Here is a 22,668-nt window from a genome sequence, read left to right as displayed (position 1 = left end):
GCAACAGACGGCCACGCCACGGCCAGGCGCCGTACTGCGTTCAGTGTCACTCGCGCATCGCCTGGAGTACGACGGCGGCCAGTAGTACGGCGGCGCCGACGAGGCTCAGCGACGACAGGTGCTCGTGGAACGCCAGTACCCCGATCAGCGCGGCCAGGAGCGGTTCGACGAGAGCTATCACGGCCGCGGTCGAGGCGCGGATGGTTCGGAGGCCGGTGTAGAAGAGGGCGTAGGCGAGGGCGGTCGGGACCAGGCCGAAGTAGGCGAGCAGCGGCAAGCTGGCCGGCGTCGGGACCAGGCCCGCGATCATTGCTAACGGCAACAGAATGACGGCGCCGGTGGCGAAGGCCAGGAAAGAACTGGTGATCGGGTCTTGCTGATCGCGGTTGACCAGAGTGTTGAGGGCGTAGCCGGCGGCGGAGAGGAGCGCGCAGACGATCCCGAAGACGGATCCGCTGCCGGTGCCTCCGCCGCCGGAGATCAGGAGGGCGAGGCCCAGGACGGCGAGCACCATGGTGAAGGTGATGCGCTCACGGGCGCCCACGGCGATGAAGAGTGGGCCGGCGCCGAGGGCGATGACTGTCGCCACTGCGACGCCAACCTCGGGGATGGCGGCGAAGTAGCCGAGTTGGCAGACGGCCAGGCCCGCGCCGCTCAGCACAGAGCGCCCTGGGGCGGCGGCGAACTGCTGGACGATCGGGCCGCGGCCGAGCACCCGGCGGGCGAGGGCGAGCCAGAGCGCGCCGCCGAGCAGGCGCCAGAACGATACCGCTGTCGAATTCAGGCCGCTGTGCTGGAAGAGCAGGGCGCCGGCCGGGCCGCCGGTGCCCCAGGCGACTCCGGCCAGGGCGACATACAGGAGACCGCGCGCCGTTGAGGGCGCGAGACGGTGGTGCATCAGACACTCCAGGGTGTTCGCAAGAAGAGTTCGGGGCGTCTGCGAACAGCCCGGAGAAGCCCAGGTCAGCAACCTGGGCGCAGTGGGGTCGGCCGTCCGCTAAGCGGCGGCCGGCGGAGTGATGATGCGATGCACGACCGAGACCCTAGCAACCTCAGGGTCGCGGTGCCGAACCGTTTTCGGTGCCACCCGCGTCGGCTGGTGAGTGCCAGACGGCTGACGGGACGCCGCTGCGGAGGTACCGTCAATGGATGTGGTGGTTGTTGACCGCCCTGGGGGGCGGCGGGGTGGTGCTCGTGGGCCGGTATCTGTGGGACCTGCGGGCGGCGCGGCACGGCGACGCGGAGGAGCTGGAGCAGATCCGCACGCTTGCCGACGAGGACGTGACGCTGCTCGGCGAGGAACTCCGGCGGCTGGATGACGAAGTGGCCGGGCGACCGCTCGACGCCGACGGGCGGGCGGATTACCAGGTCGCGCTCGACGCGTACGAAGCGGCGCAGCGAACGGTCAAACGGATCCGGAAGGCCGAAGACATCAGCGCGGTGACGGACACGTTGGCGACCGGCCGGTACGCGATCGTCTGCGTGCGAGCACGGGTCCACGGAGAACCGGTGCCGGAGCGCAGGGTGCCGTGCTTCTTCAACCCGCAGCACGGTCCCTCGACAACCGACGTGGTCTGGACCCAACCGAAGGTCGGCACTCGAACGGTCCCGGCCTGTGCCCAGGACGCCGCGCGAATCCGGGCCTACGAGGAGCCCGAGGTCCGATACGTCATGATCGCGAGTCGCCGGGTGCCGTACTGGCAGGCCGGTACGGCGGTCGCGCCGTACGGTCAGGGGTACTTCGCGGCGGGAGCCGGCGCGAGCTACCTCGCCATCGCCAGCTTCGGGATCGGCACCGCGGCGTGGGGCGACACCGGTAGCTACAGCGGCGGGCACGACCTGGGTGGCTTCGACGGTGGTGGCTGGGCGGACGCGGGCGGAGGCGGCGAAGGCGACGGCTGAGCACGGAGTCGCCGGCTACATGCGCAGGTGCGAGCCGCCGTTGAAGTCGAGGACAGTGCCGGTCGCGAACTCGGCCTCGGGCGAGGCGAGGTAGACGATCGCGGCGGCGACCTCCGACGGGTCGGCGACGCGCTCCAGCGGACTCTCCAGGCGCCGTCGGTCGTACCCCTCCCCGACAAGGTGCACCGACGCCATGTCGGTCGTCGTCCACCCGGGCGCGATCGCGGTCACCGCGATCCCTTCCGGCCCGAGTGCGCGCGCCAGCGATTGGGTGAACGACACGATGCCGGCCTTCGAAGCGCCATACGCCGGCTGGTTCGGCTCGCCCCGGAACGCACCACGCGACGACACGTTCACGATCCGGCCGCCGCGACCCATGTGCCGGACCGCGCACCACGCGACGTTCGACGGGCCGACCAGATTCACCGCGAGCGTGTCGGCCCACGCCTGCTGCCACTCGGCGTACGTCGCCTCGCGGATGCGGTGCGGGTGGTACACCCCGGCGTTGTTCACGAGTACGTCGATGCCGCCCAGCGCGGCCGCGGCCTCGTCGACCATCGTCTCGATCGCCGCCGGATCGGCAAGATCGGCCTGTGCCAGCACGTGGCCGGACCCGGGCAACTCCTTCCGCACCATCGCCGCGGCCTCGGCGGATGAGCTGTAGTGCACAGCCACCCGATCCCCCGCCGCCGCGAAAGCCCGCGCCGTCGCCGCTCCGATCCCCCGAGAAGCCCCTGTCACCAGCACAGCTCGATCCATGCCCCCGATCCTTTCACTACCGGCGGGAGCTACGGGCGGGGGTTGATGTCGCGCCTGTAGGACTTCGAGGCGCGGGCCCACTCCTTCTTGGCCTCGGCGCGGAGGCGGGCGTCGGAACGGCGGGCCATGAAGGCAGCTTCGCGCTGGAGCTTCGTCCAGCTTTCGTAGCGGCGGTGCGGCAGAGTGCCGTCCTCCAGCGCGGCCCGCACGGCGCAGCCGGGTTCAGTGAGGTGCGCACAGTCCTTGAACTTGCAGTGCTCGGCGAGGCCCGTGATGTCCGGGAAGGCGGCTGCCAGCCCCTCACCTGACTCCTGCAGCCCGATGCCCCGCAGCCCTGGGGTGTCGATGACGACCCCGCCGCCCGGTAGCACGATCAGCTCACGCCGGACCGACGTATGCCGCCCCTTGCCGTCGTCACGGATCGCCTGCACGTCCAGCAGTTCCACACCGGCCAGTGCGTTCACCAACGACGACTTGCCCGCACCACTCGACCCCATTAGCGCCACAGTCGCGTCACCCGCCAGCAGCGCCCGCACGGACGACATACCTTCACCGGTGGTCGCACTGCACACCAATACGTCCGCCCCGGGAGCAGCACGTGTTACGTCGTCCGCAACGGCCTCCGCATCACCGACAAGGTCCGACTTGGTCAGTACGACGACTGGCCGCGCACCGCTCTCCCACGCCAGTGCGAGGAAGCGCTCGATCCGCCCGATGTTCGGCTCGGGGTGCAACCCGACCACGATCGCGATCACGTCGACGTTGGCGGCCAGCACCTGGCCCTTCGACGTACCACTGGCTTCGGCCCGCACGATCGCCGTACGACGGGGGCCCAGCAGTTCGAGGGTGATCCGGTCGTCCGGCCAGTAGCGCATAACGGCCCAGTCCCCTGTACAGGGGCCGGCCTGCGGATCGGCGGCCATCGCGGCGAGGAGCGCACCGGACCACGTCGCGCGGACCGGACCGTCCTCGGTGAGAACCGTCGCAAGGCCTTTGTCGACGCGGGCGACGCGTCCCGGAAGCAGCCCGTCCGGGACGGACTGAAGGAAATCGGCCGTGGTGCTGTCGAGTCCCAGGGCCTGGAGTGTTGCTGACATGCGGCGAACCTTTCGGAGGGTCCGGCCGCGAGATCAGCTCAGCGGACGGACAGTACGGGAAGCGTCGGCCCGGCGGGCTCCCAGGGCAAACAACGCAGCGTGGCTCATGGTGGCCGCCTCCCCTCGAAGTCGCGTGGTCCTGATCAAGGACCGGCTGATGCCGTCAGCGTAGGTCGTCGGATTCACTTTGCGCACCGGATTTTCCGACCGGCTCCGGCTCGCGCTCGGCCACCTGTCCGTTCGCGTCGGCCCGCGGCGCCTCCTTCTGCGGGCTGTCGGCTTCGGCCCGCGGCGCTTCCTTCTGCGGGCTGTCGGCTTCGGCCCGCGGTGCCTCCTTGTCCGGGCCCTCCGGGGATACGACGGGAGCCGGCCGATCGACCGGGGTCAGCGGGTGGTCGTGGTGCGGCTCCGGCTCGGCCTTCATCACTGGCTCGATCTCATCCTCCGCGTCCTTGCGCGCGTGCACCTCGGTCGCCCCCGCTGAAGCGGGTTCCGTGCCCCACGACTTGTGCGGCCACAACCGGTCCACCACCGCGTTCAGCGCGGCACCGATGAGCACCGCGATCGCGGTCATGTAGAGCCACAGCAGGACCGCGATCGGCGCCGCCAGCGGGCCGTAGATCGACGTACCGCCGACCGTGCTCTGCAGGATCCAGCGCAGCAGGAAGCTGCCCAGGATCCAGATCGACAACGCCAGGAACGAGCCCGGCAGATCGGAGACCCACGGCGTCCGGACCGGCACCGACAAGTGGTAGAGGGTGTTCAGGAACCCCGCCGACAGGATCGTCACCACCGGCCAGTACAGCTGGTTCAGGAAGTCGAGCCGATGCGGAAGCAGCGCGGCCACCGCGTCGGGTCCGGCCAGCACCAGGGGGAGCACGATCACGCCGATCACGAGGGCGGCGCAGTACAGCGAGAAGGACAGCGCGCGGGTCCGGACGATGCCGCGCTTGCCGCCCATCCCGTACATGATCGTGATGGTGTCGACGAAGACGTTCAGCGCGCGGCTGCCGGACCACAGCGCGAGGACGAAACCGATCGAGATGACATCCGGCCGGCCGCCGCTGAGGACCTGGTCCAGCGTCGGCACGATCACGCTCTGGACCGAGTCGACGGTCAGCGCCTGGGCCGCGAGGGCGGCGATCTGCTGCTTGATGTCGTCGATCGTCTCGACCTCGAAGTACCGGCTCGCGATGTACCCGAGGCTGCCGGCCAGCCCGAAGATCAGCGGCGGCAGCGAGAGAATGGCGAAGAACGCCCCCTCCGCCGCCAGTCCGGTGACCCGGTAGCGCAGGCAGACCCCGACGGTCTGCGTCAGCAGCTTCCAGGTCGTCGCGGGGATCTTGCGGACCCATGCCAATGAGAGGGAGCTCCCACCCGTGGGTCCTGCCCCAGAACGTGCCATACCGCTTACCGTACTGACATGGCGGACCCTTTCGCGGTAACGAACCAGGCTCCCCCACTGCGGGGGGTGAACTTCTTCACTCGGGACACGGCCCTCGGTGACGCTCTGCGTCCGTACGCCGATCTCGCGGACGATCCCGGTCTGCACCGGATCGGCGAACTGGCCGGGTCCGAGGAGGCACTGTCCCAAGCACTCCCGGCGAACCAGAACCCGCCCGTTCTGCGCACCCATGACCGCTACGGGCACCGCATCGACGAGGTCGAGTTCCACTCGTCGTGGCACTGGCTGATGGAGCAGGCCGTCGGCTTCGGCCTCCAGGCGGCGCCGTGGACCAGCGACCGGCCGTCACCGCACCTGACCCGCGCGGCCGGCTTCTACCTCTGGTCCCAGGTCGAGTCCGGTCACGGCTGCCCGATCTCGATGACGTACGCCGCCGTACCCGCGCTCAAGGCCGACGAGCAGCTCGCCAAGGAGTGGATCCCGCACCTGGCTTCCACCCAGTACGACGTACGCCGGCTGCCCGCGGGTGAGAAGAACGGCGCTCTGGCCGGGATGGGGATGACCGAGAAGCAGGGCGGGTCCGACGTCCGGGCGAACCTCACCACCGCGACGCCTACCGGCAGCGACGGCGAGTACCAGCTGAACGGGCACAAGTGGTTCTGCTCGGCGCCGCAGGTCGACGTCTTCCTGGTGCTGGCTCAGGCGCCGGACGGGCTGAGCTGCTTCGTCGTACCGCGGGTGCTTGCCGATGGCAACCGGAACGCGTTCGCGCTGCAGCGGCTGAAGGACAAGCTCGGCAACCGGTCGAACGCGTCCAGCGAGGTCGAGTTCCACGGCACCGTCGGCTACCGGCTCGGCGACGAAGGCGCCGGTGTGCGCACGATCATCGAGATGGTCGCCGCGACCAGGCTCGACTGTGTTCTCGGGTCCGCTGCCCTGCAGCGTCGGGCGCTGGTGGAGGCCGTCTGGCATACCCGCCACCGGTCGGCCTTCGGCGGGCTGCTCGCCGACAAGCCGGCCATGCAGAACGTGCTGGCAGACCTCGCACTGGAGAGCGAGGCCGCCACGGCGCTGGCGATGCGCCTCGCGGCGGCGGTCGATGCCTCGGTCAGCGGTGACGAACAGGCCGCGGCATTCCGGCGGATCGCGCTTCCGCTCGCGAAGTTCTGGGTGTGCAAGCGGACGCCGTTCATGGTGGCGGAGGCGCTGGAATGTCTTGGCGGGAACGGGTTCGTCGAGGAGTCCGGGATGCCGTTGCTGTTCCGGGAGTCGCCGCTGAACTCGATCTGGGAAGGATCGGGCACCGTGAACGCGCTCGACGTGCTGCGGGCGCTCCGGCGGCCGGAGTCGTTGGAGGCTTGGCTGCTCGAGGTGGGCGCGACGCGGGGTGCGGACGGGCGGTTGGATGCCGCGGTCAACGACGTTCTGCAAGCGCTTGCTGATCTCGACGGCGCCGAGGCGGGGGCTCGCCGGCTGGCCGCCCGGATGGCCTTGTGCCTACAGGCGTCACTGCTGGTGCGGCACTCGACACCTGAGGTCGCCGATGCGTTTGTGGCGTCGCGTCTGGCGAACGACTGGGGCGGCGTCTTCGGCACCCTCCCACGTACGACGCCGTTCGCGTCGATCACCGATCGCAGCCTCTGACGCTGACGCGATAGGGTGAGCGCGTCGCGACTGGCGCGCTGAGGTGGAGAACCACCGGGGAGCGAAGACCGTCGGCACCGTGCGCCTGGGTGCCTTCGACCCACTGCAACCGCAGGAGAGACAACGATGACTCAACCCTTCGATGCCGCCGCCGCATCGGCCGCGTACCGCAACGCGCTCGAGGTGATCGGCGCGGTGGAACCCACCATCGCCGGCGCGATCAAGGCCGAGCTGGCCGACCAGCGCTCGTCGCTCAAGCTGATCGCGAGCGAGAACTACGCCTCCCCCGCCACCTTGCTGACGATGGGCAACTGGCTGTCCGACAAGTACGCCGAAGGCACCATCGGGCACCGCTTCTACGCCGGCTGCCAGAACGTCGACACGGTCGAGCAGGCGGCGGCCGACCACGCGAAGGCCCTGTTCAACGCGCCGCACGCCTACGTCCAGCCGCACTCCGGGATCGACGCGAACCTGGTCGCCTTCTGGGCGATCCTGGCCCAGCGGATCGAGTCCCCGGCGCTGGCCGAGGCCGGCGCCAAGCACGTCAACGACCTGACCGACGAGGACTGGACCAAGCTCCGCAAGGCGCTCGGCGACCAGAAGATGCTCGGCATGTCGCTGGACGCCGGCGGTCACCTGACCCACGGTTTCCGGCCGAACATCTCCGGCAAGATGTTCCACCAGAGCTCGTACGGCACCGACCCGGAGACCGGGCTGCTCGACTACGACAAGGTCGCCGCGACCGCTCGTGAGTTCAAGCCGCTGATCCTGATCGCGGGCTACTCGGCGTACCCGCGCAAGATCGACTTCGCCAAGATGCGGGAGATCGCCGACGAGGTCGGCGCGACCCTGATGGTGGACATGGCCCACTTCGCCGGCCTGGTCGCGGGCCGGGTCTTCACCGGCGACTTCGACCCGGTGCCGCACGCGCACGTGACCACGACCACCACGCACAAGTCGCTCCGCGGCCCGCGTGGCGGCATGGTGCTGTGCCAGCCGGAGTACGCCGACGCCGTCGACCGCGGTTGCCCGATGGTGCTCGGCGGCCCGCTCAGCCAGACCATGGCCGCGAAGGCGGTCGCGCTGGCCGAGGCCCGGCAGCCGTCGTTCCAGGAGTACGCGCAGGCGGTCGCGGACAACGCGGTCGCGCTGGCCGACGGCCTGATGAAGCGCGGCGTCAAGCTCGTCACCGACGGCACCGAGAACCACCTCGTGCTGCTGGACGTGTCGTCGTACGGGATCACCGGCCGGCAGGCCGAGTCGGCGCTGCTCGACTCGGGCATCGTGACCAACCGGAACGCCGTACCGCGGGACCCGAACGGCGCCTGGTACACCTCGGGTGTCCGGATCGGCACCCCGGCGCTGACCACGCGTGGTTTCGGGGCCGACGAGTTCGACCGGGTCGCCGAGCTGATCGTGGACGTGCTGTCCTCGACCACGCCGACCACGACGTCGGCGGGTGCGCCGTCGAAGGCGAAGTACGTGCTGGCCGACGGGGTCGCGGACAAGACCAAGGCCGCCTCGGCCGAGCTGCTCGACAAGCACCCGCTGTACCCGGGGCTCGAGCTCAGCTGACAACACGCGAACTATCAGAAAGTTGTGATAGTTCCGGTAGGGTGCGCTCATGCCGTCTGACCCGACCCCGGAAGAGACCAGTCAGTTCGTCGAGCGGTTCGCCGGGGTGCTGGCGAACAGCGGCGTACCGACCATGTCCGCCCGGGTGATCGGGCGGATGCTGGTCACTCCGACCGGCACCCTGACGTCCGCCGAGCTGGCTGAGTCACTGCGGATCAGCCAGCCGGCGGTGTCCGGCGCCGTCCGGCAACTGCTGCAGGTAGGCTTCATCTCGCGGGAGCGGATCCCGGGCTCGCGCAAGGACCACTACCGGATCCGGGACGACGTGTTCGCCGCGCTTCTCGAGCGCCGCAACAGCGCCCTCGCCGAGTGGGAGTCGACCAGCCGCTCCGGCGTCGAGCTGTTCGGCGCGGACACCCCGGTCGGCCGACGCCTGTCCGAGGCCGCCGACTTCTTCGCCTTCATCCACAACGACCTGGAACAACTGATCAAGTCCTGGCAGGTGAGCCACCCGCGATGAGGCGGCGCCACGCGAAGGCTCTGGTCGGATCGGACTGGCTGACCAGCGACGCGCGGATCGAGTGGGAGACCCGCATCATGCGGCGCCGGGTCCCGATCTACAAGGCCACGATCAAGGCTCTGCAACTGCTGAACAGGCTGTCCCGCGGGCCTCGGCCGTCGATGAGAGTCACGTACTGGGAGCGGGTGGGGCCCGGCGGCGGCACCTTCATGATGCCGAAGCTCGAAACAATGACCGGCCGGACCGACGACCCGGTCACCTCTGCCCGGGAGCTGCACGCCCGTACGTCGTTCGCGTCCCGGCTCGCGCGGACGATCTCGGCCGACGAGTGGCCGCAGATCATCGAGGAGTACGAGCGTCGCCGTCGCGGCGAGGCGCCCCGGTTCCACTACGTCGGCCACCGGCCGCTGAACCTGGCCTCGCACGCCTTGATGGACAAGGCCTGGGTCAACGGCGAACTCCCCACCGACGCCTACCGGATCTGGAACGGCGAGGTGAAATTCAAGGATCTCCCGGCCCTCTACAGCGAGTTCTACACGCACGGCGGATCGCGCTCCATTCCCGGTGGCGAGACCAACCCGGCCTACCGTCTCGCCCGCCTCCTGCACGACGTCAACTGGCGGGCCAAGGCGTCGATGGCGAACGAGCTCCGCGTTCTCCGCAAAGCCCGGGTCCTGCGTGCTCAGCAAGTCGTCAAGTTCGTCGCCGCAGAGGCGAAGTACGTCGTGACCGCAGGCAGGACCGGTCACCCGGCTGGCACGAAGGCGCCGGACGTCCACACTCCAGAGGTCGTTGCCGCCGTAGCCGACTTCGTCAAACCCCCGGAAGTCCGCGGCCCCACCGCCCGTGGTGAAACCGAACCGGACCGCATCCAGGCCAACGCCAATGACCTGGCGAATACCGTCGCCCGCAGCCTCCCGCCTCCGATCGTCAGACGTGGATCAGGGGCAGCTCGACCTGGCGACGCTTCGCGGCCGCGCCCGCAAGGTCATCAGCCCCAGGTGGGGAAACAACCTGGGCCCCGACCAGGCCATCCGCCGGCCCCACCGGGACGCTCACGAGTCTGACCTCAGCGGTGGCGCTTCTCGAGGGGGACGAGGGTGTCGAGATGCATCGCCAGTATTGCTTGAAGCCTGTCGGCGGTGGCGACCTCCGGCCGGGTCGCGGCGTGGATGGCGAGGCCGTCGAGCACGGCGTGGAGCCTGTCGGCCTCCCACTCGACGTCGACCTGGTCGCCGGCGATCTCGGTCACCCAGCGGCGGCAGCCGGCGCGCAGCGCGTCGTAGCTCCTCTCGGCGCACTCGCGCAGTTCCGGGTCGACCAGGGCGCGCGCGGTGAACGCCAGCCAGACGGCGTTCTCCTCCTGGCGTTCCTCGTCGATGGGCAGTAGCTCGACGAGGAACCGCTCCGCGGTCGTGCGGGGGTCGCCGGCCGGGTCGAGAGAGTCGAGACGGCGCTCGATGCGCTCGATCACCTGGTTCATCGCGAAGACCAGTAGTTCGGCCTGCGTCTTGAACATGTGGCGCAACGAGCCGTTGGACAACCCGGCTTCGCGTGCGACGTTGCGGACCGACGCGTGCTCGAGCCCGTCGCGAAGGATCACCCGCCAGGCCGCCTCCGCGAGGTGCTGACGTCGTTCAGCGGGATCGACGATCTTCGGCATGGCTTTTTATAGCACAGGTGTGCTACGTTATCGCCGCTAGTACAGCTGTACTAAAAAGGAGCGCCATGCCGACCACGACCGCCCCACCGCGCGCCTTGACCTCGCTTCGCCGTCTGGCACGCCAGCGAAGTGTCCGGATCACCGCCGCCGTCTGGCTTGCCGCCAACTTCGTTGTCCTGCTCGTCGCGGGTGAGGCGTTGCCGTTCGGCTGGCCGGGCGTGCCCGGTTCCACGGTCGACCACGTGGTGAACACCAATATCGGGATGCTGGGGATCTTCGGCTTGATGGCCGTCACCTGCCTGCTGACCAGGCACCGCGTCCGGCCCGACCTCGCCGCCAGAGCCCCGGACCTCGCGGCCACGCGTCGGGAAACCCTGCTGCTGCTCGCCTATGGCGCACTCGGCCTCGTTGTCGGGTTCTTCCTCGCCCGGCTGTTCGGCTGGCATCCCTTCGGGCTGCACCTGGCCGGCTCGATCTTCGGTACTCATGACCACGTCGCTCCGGTCGAGGCGATGACGTGGGCGGGCTACAACGTCGTGGTCTACGCAGTGATGCCGTTGGCGTACTTTCGCCGCAAGTACTCGGCGGAGCAGCTGAACCTCGTGTCCAGCGACCGGCGCGGTGACACCCGGGTGATTGTCGTCGTACTGCTCATCGAGTCGGCGATCCAGTTCGCCACACTGACGACGGCGTTCGGGCGACTCACCACCGGGCAGTACCTCGTCGGTCTGCCCCTCACGTTCGTGCTCTACCTTGCCGGGGCGGTACTGCCGGCGATGATCTTCGTCTACTGCATCCTGGTGCCTCGGTTCCTGAAGCTGACCGGTTCGACCGCGACGACGGTCATTCTCGGTGGCATCACCTACACGCTCCTGCACCTGTGGGACGCATGGACGGTTCTCACCTCGCCGGCCAATTGGCTCCTCTCGATCATCTTCCTGTTCTTCACCTATTTCGGCCCAGGAATGATGAAGACGGTGCTGACCGTGCGTACCGGCAACGCCTGGACGCACGTGTGGGCCTATCACGCCGTTGCACCGCACACCCTCATCGATGCGCCACATGTCGTGGAGATCTTCCGGGTCAGATGACGACACCTCACCGCATCAATCACCTTCAGAACCAGGAGAAGATCATGCACAACGACGTGACCAGCTACATCGACAAGGGACTTCCGTGGCAGGTGGAGGTCTGCAGAAAGCTCCGCGAGCTCGTGCACCAGACCATTCCCGACGTCGAGGAGAAGCTGGAGTACGGCAAGCCCCATTTCCTGAAGAACGATCAGCACGCTGCCGTTGTCCACGTGGCCAAGAACAAAGTCTCCTTCATGGTGTTCAACGCCGCACACGTCGAGCCCGTCAAAGGTGTGCTGAGATCCCTGGGCAACGGCGATCGCAAGTCCGTGGACATCAGTGAGAACCAAGCCGTCGACTACGGACTGATCGCCAGCATCCTCGCCAGGACCAGCAGCACTCTGTAGCTGTCGAAGCGTGCGTCGGCTGACTGGGCCGGCGGAACCCCGGCCCAACCGGCAGACATGACCCACCCGTCAATGTGAGCCATCTCTCGGTCGCGTACGCCGCTCGCCGCCAGGACGGGTCGCGAGAGTCCTTCTGAAACGTTCAAGTCGCCCGGAAACAATCAACACCAGCCTGCTAGAGATGACCACATCGTGAGACTTGGTCTCAAGATGCAGGATTGGGAGTTGATTTGTCAGGCGTTGGCGCTGACGCTTATCAGCATGCTCGCTGCCCGCTCCACTCATCTCGTAGGTCGGATTCATGTCGACCTCGGGCGGATGCGCAGCGCCATCTGTTGTCCTTCGATGTTCTGACAGCCACCCCGCCGGGCCAATGACGGCCCCCTGATCACCCCCGATCACCGCTGGGTGCGCACCGCGGAACGCATCGAACCGACGACGCTTCGATACCGCAGCCCGCGGACGCACCTGTCACGAGGACAAGGACACCCTCCCGGATGACTGGCGTCACGTCTGCTCCCCGCAAGCCCGCCCGCCCGCGCAAGGGCAAGGGCGAAGGTCAGTGGGCGCTCGGCTATCGCGAGCCGCTGAACAAGAACGAGGAGAACAAGAAGAACGACGACGGCCTCAACGTCCGGGCCCGGATCGAGAACATCTACGCGCACCGCGGCTTCGACTCGATCGACCCGGCCGACCTGCGCGGCCGGTTCCGCTGGTGGGGGCTCTACACCCAGCGCAAGCCGGGCATCGACGGCGGCAAGACCGCCACGCTGGAGCCGGAGGAGCTGGACGACAAGTACTTCATGCTCCGGGTCCGGATCGAGGGCGGCCAGCTCAGCACCGAGCAGCTGCGGGTGATCGCCGAGATCTCGAGCACGTACGCGCGCGACACCGCCGACATCACCGACCGGCAGAACATCCAGCTGCACTGGATCCGGGTCGAGGACGTGCCCGCGATCTGGCAGCGGCTCGAGGCCGTCGGGCTCTACACCACCGAGGCGTGCGGCGACGTACCCCGGGTTGTCATTTCCAGCCCGGTGGCCGGCATCGCCGCGGACGAGATCATCGACCCGACGCCGGCCATCAACGAGATCGTCGAGAAGTACATCGGCTCGACCGAGTTCTCCAACCTGCCGCGCAAGTTCAAGACCGCGCTGACCGGTCACCCGTCGCACGACGTCGTACCCGAGGTGAACGACATCGCCTTCGTCGGCGTGGTGCACCCAGAGCACGGCCCCGGGTTCGACCTGTGGGTCGGCGGCGGGCTGTCGACGAACCCGATGCTCGCCCAGCGGCTCGGCACCTGGATCCCGCTCGACGAGGTGCACGAGGCGTGGTGGGGCGTGACCAGCATCTTCCGCGACTACGGCTACCGGCGGCTGCGCACCCGCGCCCGGCTGAAGTTCCTGGTCGCCGACTGGGGTGTGGACAAGTTCCGCGAGGTGCTCGAGGACAAGTACCTGAAGCGCAAGCTGATCGACGGCCCCGCGCCGGAGGTGCCCGCCGTCCAGGGTGACCACGTCGGCGTGCACAAGCAGAAGGACGGCCGGTACTTCGTCGGCGTCGCGCCGGTCGTCGGCCGGGTCTCCGGTACGACGCTGGCCAAGGTCGCGGACGTGGTCGCGGCGCACGGGTCGGACCGGATCCGGACCACGGCCCAGCAGAAGCTGCTCGTGCTGGACGTCGAGGAGTCACAGGTCGACTCGCTGGTCGCCGAGCTGGACGCGCTCGGGTTCCAGGCCAAGCCGTCGGCCTGGCGGCGGAACACGATGGCCTGCACCGGGATCGAGTTCTGCAAGCTGGCGATCGTCGAGACCAAGGCCCGGGCCGCGCAGCTGATCGACGAGCTCGAGGAGCGGATCCCGGAGCTCGACGTACCGATCACCGTCAACGTGAACGGCTGCCCGAACTCCTGCGCCCGGATCCAAGTCGCCGACATCGGCCTGAAAGGTCAGCTGGTCCGCGATGAGGACGGCAACCAGGTCCCGGGGTACCAGGTCCACCTCGGCGGCGGCCTCGGCCTGGACGCCGGCTTCGGCCGCAAGCTGCGCGGCCACAAGGTCACCTCGGCCGGTCTGGCCGACTACGTCGAGCGCATCACGCAGAACTACCTGAAGGAGCGCAACGAGGGCGAGCGCTTCGCCCAGTGGGTCACCCGAGCAGACGAGGAGGCTTTGGCGTGAAGGAGCGCAGCGAGTTCACCATCAAGCAGAGCAGTGCATCACTCATCGTCGCCGCAGCGAAGCGAGGACGTCGATGAGTGAGCGAGCGGCACCGCTTTATTGCCCGTACTGCGGCGATGAGGACCTCCGGCCTTCGGAGGAAGGGCACGGCGCGTGGGAGTGCCGGCCGTGTGCACGGGTGTTCCAGCTGAAGATGATCGGACTGCGGGTGACGGTGGAATGAGTACGGACTTGAAGACGCTCGCCGAGGAGGCGAACGAACGACTAGCCGACGCCTCGGCGCAGGAAGTGCTGGCGTGGGCGCGGGAGACCTTCGGTGACGAACTGGTGGTGACCGCCTCGATGGCAGACGGGGCACTCCCCCGCCTCGCGGCCGAGGCGGCCCCAGGTGTCGACGTCCTGTTCATCGACACGGGCTACCACTTCGCCGAGACCATCGGCACCCGCGATGCGGTGGCGGCGACGCTGCCGATCAACCTGATCAACGCCACCCCGAAGCAGACGGTCGCGGAGCAGGACGCCGAGTACGGCGAGAAGCTCTACTCCCGCCGGCCCGACCAGTGCTGCGCGCTCCGCAAGGTCGAGCCGCTGAACCGCTACCTGTCCGGCTACAAAGCCTGGGTGACCGGCATCCGCCGCGAGGAGGCGCCGACCCGGGCGAACACCCCGGTGGTCGAGTACGACGCCAAGCGCGACATGGTCAAGCTCAACCCGATCGCCCCGTGGACGCAGGAAGACCTGGACGCCTACATCTCGGACAACGGCGTACTGGTGAACCTGCTCCAGTACGACGGCTATCCGTCCATCGGCTGCGAACCGTGCACCCAGCGCGTCGCACCCGGTGAAGACCCGCGCAGCGGCCGCTGGGCCGGCACCGGCAAGGTCGAATGCGGGCTCCACACATGACCACCACACTTGATGCCCCGGAGGCGATCCTGAGCACCACGCAGACGGTGACCGAACTGGACGCCCTCGAGAGTGAATCCATCTTCGTGTTCCGCGAGGTGGCGGCCGAGTTCGAGCGCCCGGTGATCCTGTTCTCCGGTGGCAAGGACTCGATCGTCATGCTGCACCTGGCCCGGAAGGCGTTCGCGCCGGCCGGGGTGCCGTTCGCGCTGCTGCACGTCGACACCGGGCACAACTTCCCGGAGGTCCTCGACTACCGCGACTCGGTCGTGAAGTCACTCGGTCTGCGGCTCGAGGTCGCGAGTGTCGAGGAGTACATCGCCGACGGCCGGCTGCGCGAGCGGTCGGACGGGACCCGCAACCCGCTGCAGACGATCCCGTTGCTCGACGCGATCAACGGGCACCGGTTCGACGCGGTGTTCGGCGGCGGCCGCCGCGACGAGGAGCGGGCCCGGGCGAAGGAGCGGATCTTCAGCCTGCGCGACGAGTTCGGCCAGTGGGACCCGCGCAACCAGCGGCCCGAGCTGTGGTCGCTCTACAACGGCAAGCACCGGCCGGGTGAGCACGTCCGGGTGTTCCCGCTGTCGAACTGGACCGAGCTGGACGTCTGGAACTACATCGAGCGCGAGCAGATCCCGCTGCCGGGCATCTACTACGCCCACGAGCGGGAGGTGTTCGAGCGCGACGGCATGTTGCTTGCCGTCGGCCCCTACTCGCAGCCGCGCGACGGCGAGAGCGTCTCGAAGCGGGTGGTGCGCTACCGCACCGTCGGCGACATGTCCTGCACCGGAGCCGTCGCCTCGACCGCGTCGTCCGCGGCCGAGGTGGTCGTGGAAGTCGCGGCCAGCGAACTCACCGAGCGCGGCGCCACCCGGGCCGACGACCGGGTCAGCGAGGCCGCGATGGAAGACCGCAAGCGAGAGGGGTACTTCTGATGGGCGCTGCTGAGCACACGCTTTTACGTCTCGCCACCGCCGGCTCCGTCGACGACGGGAAGTCCACCCTGGTCGGGCGCCTGCTGCACGACTGCAAGGCGATCCTGGCCGACCAGATCGCCCACGTGCAGACGGTCTCCGAAGCCCGTGGCGGTGACTTCGACTTCGCGCTGCTCACCGACGGTCTGCGGGCCGAGCGTGAGCAGGGCATCACGATCGACGTCGCCTACCGGTACTTCGCCACCGACAAGCGCTCGTTCATCCTGGCGGACTGCCCCGGGCACGTGCAGTACACCCGCAACACCGTGACCGGCGCGTCCACCGCGGATGTGGTGATCATCCTGGTCGACGCGCGGCACGGCGTCCTGGAGCAGACCCGCCGGCACCTGGCGGTCGCCGGTCTGCTCCGGGTGCCGCACGTCGTCCTCGCGGTGAACAAGATCGACCTCGTCGGGTACGACGAGGCCGTCTTCACCGGGATCGCCAAGGACGTCGCCCAGCTCGCCGACCAGCTCGGGATCGCCGACGTGCACGCCATTCCGGTGTCCGCACTGGTCGGCGACAACGTGGTCGAGCGGTCCGCCGAGACCGCCTGGTACGACGGCCCGACGCTGCTGGAGTACCTGGAGAACGCGACCGGCCGGATCGACAACTCGGACCAGCCGCTGCGGTTCCCGGTCCAGTACGTGATCCGCCCGCAGACCGACGACGAGTACCGCGACTACCGCGGCTACACCGGGACCGTTGCCTCCGGCACCGTTTCGGTCGGCGACGAGGTGATCGTGCTGCCGGCCGGGCGCCGTACGTCGGTCGCCGGGATCGACAAGCCCGTCGTCACCGCCACCACCACCGCGGTCGCGGAGCGGCCGTCCGCGGTGGCCGGCGAGGCCGTCACCGTTCGGCTGGCCGACGACATCGACGTGGCCCGCGGCTCGGTGATCGTCGCGGCGGAGGCCTCCCCCGGCACCCGCCGGGAACTGGCCGCCACGGTGTGCTGGCTGTCCGACCGCCCGCTGACCGTGGGCGCCCGGCTGCTGATCAAGCACACCACCACCACCGCCCAGGCCATCGTGACCAAGATCAACGGCGCGCTGGACCTGGACACGCTCGGAGTCATCGACGCCGCCGGGCTCGACCTGAACGACATCGGCAAGGTGCAGCTCAAGGTCGCCGCACCGCTGGCCGCCGACCCGTACTCCAGCAACGCCATCACCGGATCGTTCCTGCTGATCGACGCCCACGACGGGTGGACGCTCGCGGCCGGCATGATCGACGACGAAGAAGGGGAACTGCTGTGACTGCTCCAGCGCTCGTGATCCTCGCCCACGGCAGCCGTGACCCGCGCTCGGCCGCCACCGTCCACTCGCTCGTCAAGTGCCTGCGCGACCAGCGTGACGACCTGCGGATCGAAGCCTCCTTCCTCGACCACTGCCCGCCCACGCCGTACCAGGTGATCGGCAAGCTCGCCGCCGAGGGTGTGGAGGAAGTCGTCATCCTGCCGCTGCTGCTGTCGTCGGCGTACCACGCGCGGATCGACGTTCCGGCCGTCGTCGACGAGGCGCGCAGCCGGTTCCCGTCGCTGCGGATCATCGCTTCGGACGTGCTCGGGTACGACGAGTCGCTGCTCGACGTACTGGACCGCCGGATGCGGGCCGAGCTCAAGGACGGCCGGGTGCGGGAGCTGGACGCGCTGGTGCTGGCGTGCGCCGGTTCGAGCGACTCGCAGGCGAACGCGAGCGTCACACGGCTCGCACGGCTGTGGGGTCAGCGGCACAAGCTGCCGGTGACGGCCGCGTTCACCTGCGCCGCGTCGCCGTCTCCGGCCGAAGCCGTCCTGCAGTGGCGTCTCGAGGGCCGCCGTCACGTGGCTGTCGGTTCGCTCTTCCTCGCGCCGGGCGTGCTGCCGGACCGCGCGGAGTCGACGGCCCGTCGGGCTGGTGCTGTCGCGGTCTCGCGGCCCCTGGGTGTGAGCGCTGAGGTCGCCCGGCTCGTGCTGCTGCGGTACGGCGTCGCCGGCCTCGACCTCCTCACTCTGGCGCCGGCGCCGCGACCGACCGTCGTACGCGCGGAGCTTGTCCGCACGGCCTAGTAACGCATCGGGTCGACGAAGGAGGCGTCAGTGTATGGCGCCTCCTTCGTTGTGAGCTGTGCCAGCAGCTCACCGATGCCGGCACAGTGCTTGAAGCCGTGGCCGCTGTCGCCACCGGCGATCACGAGACGCTCGTCGCGTCGGCCGACCAGGAACTGACCGTCGGGTGAGTCGGTGACCATGCACGGGATCACCTTCACCGGCTCCGGATCGAGATCAGGAAACGAGCTCGCGATCGCGGCAGCCAGCTCGGCGATGTCCTCCCGCGGGTGGATGTAGCGGTCCAGCTCGTCGGGATCGAAGTCCCTGGACCGCTTGGCTCCGTCGAGGCCGACCTTGACCCCGAAGTCCTCGTCGGAACCGTGCCCCCACAGGCCGCGGCCGTCCGGGAACTCCCAGATGAACGACGGGAAGTTCTCCAACCGGAACGCGTCCGAGGCGAGGTCCTTGGGCTGGAACCAGAACAGCGGCGTACGACGCGGTGACAGCGGCAGACCGGGGACGAGCTTGCCCAGCCAGGCACCTGCGCACACGACGACCTGCTCGGCTTGGATGTCGATCGTCGGCGTCCGGACCGTCACGCTGCCGGAGCTGAGATCGATCGTGGTGACCATCGTGTGCGGGAAGACTGTGGCGCCTAGTCGCTGGGCCTCTGCGACGTGTGCGCGGACGGTCGGCTCGGCATAGCAGATGCCCGCTCCTGGGTCCCACACCGCAACGTCTTCGCCAGCCACGTGGTACTGCGGAAACCTGCTCGTCAGCTCATCGTGGCTCAGCTCCGCGGTCGAGGCGCCCGCCTCCGCCGCGGCTCGCCGTGCGCCGCTGACCGGGTGGCTGTCCGGCGCTCCGACGTTCAGCGAGCCGGTCTGCCGGACGTAGACCTCACCAGTCCGCTCCCCCAGCTCGGTCCACAACTGCAGCGACTTCTGGGCGATCGGCGTCAGCCCCGGATGCTCCATGCAGGCAACCCTGAACAACCGCGTACTGCCGTGTGACGACCCGAACGGATGCCCGATCCCCTGCCGCTCGATCCCCACCACGTCGACTCCGCGCGCCGCCAGCCGCCACAACGCAGCCGACCCGAACGCGCCCAACCCCACCACCACGACATCCGCTCGCAAGCTCTGCACTCAGTCACCTTATCGAGTAGTTGATAGCGTGATATCTTGTTAGCTATGGCGAAGGACGCGACCAAGAACATCCTGTTGCGGCTGGATCCGGAGCTGGCCGAGCGGTTGCAGACGGTGGCTTCGGTCGAGGGGCGGTCCGTGTCGGACGTGGCGCGGGAGGCGATCGCGGCGCTGGTGGACCAGCGGCGGCAGGACCGCCGGTTCAGCCGCCTGCTCGACGAGAACCTGGTCCGCCACGAGGAGTCCCTGCGCCGCCTCCGCGGAGATGACTGATGCAATTCCTCGACCAGTACGACGTGCTCGCGGTGGCGGCTCGGGTCCTGCGGTGCGACTCCGACGACGCGGTACGCCGTACCGACGTCGACGCGGTCGATCGGGTGCTGGCCGACGTACGACGTACCAGTGGGCTGCCCGGGGCGGCGGGGATGTTGCTGGCCGGGCTGATCCGGGCGCGAGCGTTCCACGGGGCGAACCGGGTGGTGACGCTCGCGGTCGTCCTGCAGTTCGTCGCCGTCAACCGGGCGGACCTGCGGCTGGAGCCGGTCGAGGAATGGGACGAGTTGCTGGACCGGATCACCGCAGACGAGGCCACTCCAGCCGAGGTCACCGAGTTCATCCAGGCTCGGCTGAAGCCGGAGCGGATCACCACCGAGGAACTGCAGGACCACCTCAGGATGGAACTGCGGCTCGAGGACGAGATCGCCTCCCTGAGCGACGCGATGTGGAGGGATGTTGGCATGTTCGAGAAGTTCAGCGACCGGGCGCGGCAGGTGATTGTGCTGGCGCAGGAGGAGGCACGCGGTCTGCAGCACAACTTCATCGGGACCGAGCATCTGCTCCTTGGCGCGATCGAAGAGCGGCACGGCCGCGGGGCGAAGATCTTGGCCGGGATGGGCATCTCGGCGCCGGCCGTTCGCGAGTTGGTGGTGGAGATCATCGGCCGCGGTGCCGGGCAGAGCAGTGCCGGCACGATCCCGTTCACCCCGCGCGCCAAGAGCACGCTGGAGCACGCGTACCAGGAAGCACGCCGGCTCGGCGTCGAGCACCTCGAGACCGAGCACCTGCTCCTCGGTCTGCTCCGCGACGGCGAAGGGGTCGCCGCCCAGATCCTGATGAAGCTCGGCGGTGACCTGGACGACATACGGCGCAAGGTCGAGCAGCGGATCGAGTACCGCCAGCGGGCCGAAGCAGCCGTCTCCGACTACCTCACCGACGAGGCTGCCGCCACGTGGCCGACCTTCGGCCGCCGTCACCACCTGATCGCCGAGCTCAACGCCGTACTCGAGGAGAACGAGCGCCTGCACGAGCAGGTGGCCGAACTGCGCGCCCTCCTGCGCCGCCACGACATCGACCCCGACAGCTGACACGTCAGGTGGCGGCGAGGCGACCCTTCTCCGTGGCCACGTCGAAGTCCGCGGTCGGCCACTGCGGGTCAAGGGTCTTCAGGGTCTCGAGGAGGATGGTGGTGACGGCCCAGTTGCGGTACCACTTGCGGTCGCTGGGGATCACCAGCCACGGGGCCTCGGGGCTGTTGCATCGCTCCAGCGCGGCCTCGTACGCCTCGGTGTAGGCCGGCCAGAGTTTGCGCTCATCGACGTCGCCCGGGTTGTACTTCCAGTGCTTGGTCGAGTCGTCCAGGCGCGCCTGCAACCGGAGCTTCTGCTCCTCCGGCGAGATGTGCAGGAAACACTTCAGCAGCATGACACCGTTCGCCGCGAGCTCGGACTCGAAGTCGTTGATCTGGCCGTAGCGCCGGTTCCACACCGGGGGCGCGACCAGGTCGCGCACCCGCGCGATCAGCACGTCCTCGTAGTGCGACCGGTCGAAGATCCCGATCATGCCGGGGCCTGGCAGCGCCTGCCGGATCCGCCACAGGAAGCCGCGTCGCTTCTCCGCCGGCGTCGGCGCCTTGAACGAGGTGATCTTCAGGCCCTGCGGATCCATCAGGCCCGCACCATGCCGGATCACACCGCCCTTGCCGGACGTGTCCATACCCTGCAGCACGAGCAGCACACTGCGATGCCCGTCCTTGAGGCCTTCGGCGTACAGACGCTCCTGCCAGTCGGACACCTCGGCGCCGAGGCTCTCCAGCGCGACCTTGCCCTCGTCCTTGGTACCGGTGAACCCGGGCGTCGCGCGCGTGTCGTACTTGCTCAGATCGACCGGCCCCGACGGCACCCGCAACTGCTCGAGCAGCCCCGGGCTCTTCTTCTCCTTCGCCATCCGCCCATCCTGCCTCATCCCTGCGGTTGGCGCTTTCGCCGTCGCGGCAACAACTATGTGGGTTGCATGCCGGTGTTCGCGAGTGCGATCAGGCGGGAGAGGGCTCTGAGGTACTTCTTGCGATAACCGCCCTTGAGCATGTCCGCGGAGAAGAGCTGGTCCAACGGAACGCCCCCGGCCAGCAAGGGCAGGTTGCGGTCGTACATCCGGTCGGCCAGCACGACCAGGCGGAGGGCTACGTTCTCGTCGGTCAGCGGGCGGATGTCGGTGATGGCGACAGTGTCGACGCCGTCGAGCAGGGCGCCGTATTTGCTGGGGTGCAACTCGGCGAGGTGGCGGTGCAGATCGACGAAGTGATCACACGAGGCGTTGGTGCGCTCGGCGGCCGTGGCGTCCACCTTGTCGTCCGGCCACGGGTCAGGCGCGACCGGCAGACCGCGGTGACGGTAGTCCGGCCCGTCGATACGGCGTACGTCGAAGTGCGCGGCCAGGGCCTGGATCTCGCGGAGGAAGTCGATCGCCTGGAAGCGGCCCTCCCCCAGTTTGTCGGGCAGCGTGTTCGACGTGGCCGCCAGATCGACCCCGGCCGCGACCAGCTGTGCCAGCAGCCGTGAGATCAGCATCGTGTCGCCCGGATCGTCCAGCTCGAACTCGTCGATGCAGATCAGCCGGTACGACGACAGGGCCTCGACGGCGGCGCGGAGACCGAGAGCACCGACGAGGTTGGTGAGCTCGACGAAGGTGCAGTACATCTTCGGCCCGGTCGCCTCGTGCCACAGTGACGCGAGCAGGTGCGTCTTGCCGACACCGAACCCGCCGTCGAGGTAGACGCCCGGCTTGCGGGTGGTCGGCGTACCGCGTCCGCGCAGGCGCGACCACAGACTGGGTTCCTGCCGCGGCTCGGCCAGCACTGTGGCTCGCTCCGTCAGCACCGCCAGCGCAGCCGCCTGTGAGGGCTCGTCCGGTGCCGGACGATAGGTGGAGAAACGCACGTCGGCGAAGCGCGGCGGTGGCACGCACTCGGACAGCAGCCGCTCCGAGCTAACGTCCGGCCACCGCTCACTCAACCGAATCACCATGCGCCCAACCCTAAGCGGCCCGTCCCAGCATTCACTCGGGCCCGGCGGGCCCACGGGCGTTCGCCGTAGGGTCTGAGG

General features: G+C 68.8%; 22 protein-coding genes and 1 riboswitch. Of the genes, 14 read left to right on the top strand and 8 right to left on the bottom strand.

From position 1 onward, the window contains the following. Positions 1-46: 46 nt before the first annotated feature. Positions 47-898: an EamA family transporter gene (locus AB0F43_RS24275; RefSeq protein WP_360480954.1), complete on the bottom strand. Its 852-nt coding sequence runs from the start codon at positions 896-898 to the stop codon at positions 47-49. 251 nt (positions 899-1,149) lie between these two features. On the opposite strand from AB0F43_RS24275, the gene AB0F43_RS24270 reads away from it, so the two are divergent. Continuing rightward, on the top strand, positions 1,150-1,902 hold the full coding sequence (locus AB0F43_RS24270; RefSeq protein WP_360480951.1) for a hypothetical protein: 753 nt from the start codon (positions 1,150-1,152) through the stop codon (positions 1,900-1,902). 15 nt (positions 1,903-1,917) lie between these two features. On the opposite strand, the gene AB0F43_RS24265 is transcribed toward AB0F43_RS24270, so the two are convergent. The 3 genes from AB0F43_RS24265 to AB0F43_RS24255 form a co-directional block, all read right to left on the bottom strand. Continuing rightward, entirely contained in the window at positions 1,918-2,661 is a 744-nt protein-coding gene (locus AB0F43_RS24265; protein ID WP_360480948.1) for an SDR family oxidoreductase, read from the bottom strand. Between the two features lie 29 nt (positions 2,662-2,690). Next, entirely contained in the window at positions 2,691-3,758 is a 1,068-nt protein-coding gene (gene rsgA / locus AB0F43_RS24260; protein ID WP_360480945.1) for a ribosome small subunit-dependent GTPase A, read from the bottom strand. Between the two features lie 163 nt (positions 3,759-3,921). Continuing rightward, on the bottom strand, positions 3,922-5,163 hold the full coding sequence (locus AB0F43_RS24255) for a YhjD/YihY/BrkB family envelope integrity protein (RefSeq protein ID WP_360480943.1): 1,242 nt from the start codon (positions 5,161-5,163) through the stop codon (positions 3,922-3,924). 18 nt (positions 5,164-5,181) lie between these two features. On the opposite strand from AB0F43_RS24255, the gene AB0F43_RS24250 reads away from it, so the two are divergent. The 4 genes from AB0F43_RS24250 (at position 5,182) to AB0F43_RS24235 (ending at position 9,969) form a co-directional block, all read left to right on the top strand. Beyond that, positions 5,182-6,807 carry an acyl-CoA dehydrogenase family protein gene (locus AB0F43_RS24250; protein WP_360480940.1) on the top strand — a complete coding sequence of 542 codons (1,626 nt, stop codon included), beginning with the start codon at positions 5,182-5,184 and terminating at the stop codon, positions 6,805-6,807. Positions 6,808-6,823: 16 nt separating this feature from the next. Next, positions 6,824-6,905, top strand: a riboswitch (ZMP/ZTP riboswitch). Between the two features lie 28 nt (positions 6,906-6,933). After that, entirely contained in the window at positions 6,934-8,382 is a 1,449-nt protein-coding gene (locus AB0F43_RS24245) for a glycine hydroxymethyltransferase (RefSeq protein WP_360480937.1), read from the top strand. A gap of 49 nt (positions 8,383-8,431) precedes the next feature. After that, positions 8,432-8,902 carry a MarR family transcriptional regulator gene (locus AB0F43_RS24240; RefSeq protein WP_360480934.1) on the top strand — a complete coding sequence of 157 codons (471 nt, stop codon included), beginning with the start codon at positions 8,432-8,434 and terminating at the stop codon, positions 8,900-8,902. Then, the gene (locus tag AB0F43_RS24235; RefSeq protein WP_360480931.1) at positions 8,899-9,969 is read left to right on the top strand and encodes a hypothetical protein; all 1,071 of its coding nucleotides are present in this window, start codon (positions 8,899-8,901) and stop codon (positions 9,967-9,969) included. Before AB0F43_RS24240 ends, AB0F43_RS24235 begins: the two co-directional genes overlap by 4 nt. Positions 9,970-9,971: 2 nt before the next feature. Here the strand turns inward: AB0F43_RS24235 and AB0F43_RS24230 are convergent, their stop codons facing one another. After that, complete coding sequence (locus tag AB0F43_RS24230; RefSeq protein WP_360480928.1) at positions 9,972-10,565, bottom strand: TetR family transcriptional regulator C-terminal domain-containing protein; 594 nt, start codon at positions 10,563-10,565, stop codon at positions 9,972-9,974. 65 nt (positions 10,566-10,630) lie between these two features. On the opposite strand from AB0F43_RS24230, the gene AB0F43_RS24225 reads away from it, so the two are divergent. The 7 genes from AB0F43_RS24225 to AB0F43_RS24195 all read left to right on the top strand — a co-directional run bounded on the left by AB0F43_RS24225 (position 10,631) and on the right by AB0F43_RS24195 (position 18,158). Then, a complete protein-coding gene (locus AB0F43_RS24225) occupies positions 10,631-11,656 on the top strand; it encodes a hypothetical protein (protein ID WP_360480925.1) in 1,026 nt (341 codons plus the stop codon). Next, on the top strand, positions 11,653-12,045 hold the full coding sequence (locus tag AB0F43_RS24220; RefSeq protein ID WP_360480923.1) for a DUF1801 domain-containing protein: 393 nt from the start codon (positions 11,653-11,655) through the stop codon (positions 12,043-12,045). Before AB0F43_RS24225 ends, AB0F43_RS24220 begins: the two co-directional genes overlap by 4 nt. Before the next feature lie 497 nt (positions 12,046-12,542). Further along, positions 12,543-14,228 carry a nitrite/sulfite reductase gene (locus AB0F43_RS24215; protein ID WP_360480920.1) on the top strand — a complete coding sequence of 562 codons (1,686 nt, stop codon included), beginning with the start codon at positions 12,543-12,545 and terminating at the stop codon, positions 14,226-14,228. 219 nt (positions 14,229-14,447) lie between these two features. After that, positions 14,448-15,134 (top strand): phosphoadenylyl-sulfate reductase, encoded by a 687-nt coding sequence (locus AB0F43_RS24210; protein WP_360480917.1) that lies wholly within the window; start codon positions 14,448-14,450, stop codon positions 15,132-15,134. Next, positions 15,131-16,069 (top strand): sulfate adenylyltransferase subunit CysD, encoded by a 939-nt coding sequence (cysD, locus tag AB0F43_RS24205; RefSeq protein ID WP_360480914.1) that lies wholly within the window; start codon positions 15,131-15,133, stop codon positions 16,067-16,069. The genes AB0F43_RS24210 and cysD overlap by 4 nt, the downstream gene beginning before the upstream one ends. Beyond that, complete coding sequence (locus AB0F43_RS24200) at positions 16,069-17,367, top strand: GTP-binding protein (protein WP_360480911.1); 1,299 nt, start codon at positions 16,069-16,071, stop codon at positions 17,365-17,367. The genes cysD and AB0F43_RS24200 overlap by 1 nt, the downstream gene beginning before the upstream one ends. Next, positions 17,364-18,158: a sirohydrochlorin chelatase gene (locus AB0F43_RS24195; protein ID WP_360480908.1), complete on the top strand. Its 795-nt coding sequence runs from the start codon at positions 17,364-17,366 to the stop codon at positions 18,156-18,158. The genes AB0F43_RS24200 and AB0F43_RS24195 overlap by 4 nt, the downstream gene beginning before the upstream one ends. Here the strand turns inward: AB0F43_RS24195 and solA are convergent. Next, positions 18,155-19,288, bottom strand: a complete 1,134-nt coding sequence (solA, locus tag AB0F43_RS24190) for an N-methyl-L-tryptophan oxidase (protein WP_360480905.1) — start codon at positions 19,286-19,288, stop codon at positions 18,155-18,157. The genes AB0F43_RS24195 and solA overlap by 4 nt on opposite strands. Positions 19,289-19,333: 45 nt before the next feature. Here solA and AB0F43_RS24185 point away from each other — a divergent pair, with 45 nt between their 5' ends. Beyond that, positions 19,334-19,561, top strand: coding sequence for a ribbon-helix-helix protein, CopG family (locus AB0F43_RS24185; RefSeq protein WP_360480902.1), 228 nt, complete (start codon positions 19,334-19,336; stop codon positions 19,559-19,561). Further along, positions 19,561-20,652, top strand: coding sequence for a Clp protease N-terminal domain-containing protein (locus tag AB0F43_RS24180; protein ID WP_360480899.1), 1,092 nt, complete (start codon positions 19,561-19,563; stop codon positions 20,650-20,652). Before AB0F43_RS24185 ends, AB0F43_RS24180 begins: the two co-directional genes overlap by 1 nt. A 4-nt stretch (positions 20,653-20,656) precedes the next feature. Here the strand turns inward: AB0F43_RS24180 and AB0F43_RS24175 are convergent, their stop codons facing one another. Then, positions 20,657-21,511, bottom strand: coding sequence for a polyphosphate kinase 2 family protein (locus AB0F43_RS24175; protein WP_360480896.1), 855 nt, complete (start codon positions 21,509-21,511; stop codon positions 20,657-20,659). A 53-nt stretch (positions 21,512-21,564) separates the two neighbouring features. Further along, positions 21,565-22,590, bottom strand: coding sequence for a cell division protein ZapE (zapE, locus tag AB0F43_RS24170; protein ID WP_360480893.1), 1,026 nt, complete (start codon positions 22,588-22,590; stop codon positions 21,565-21,567). Between the last annotated feature and the right edge of the window lie 78 nt (positions 22,591-22,668).

The sequence above is a fragment of the Kribbella sp. NPDC023972 genome, assembly GCF_040639075.1.
Classification (GTDB): Bacteria; Actinomycetota; Actinomycetes; order Propionibacteriales; family Kribbellaceae; genus Kribbella.
Note: the sequence above shows the minus strand (reverse complement) of the source record. Positions and strands in the feature narration are given on the sequence as shown.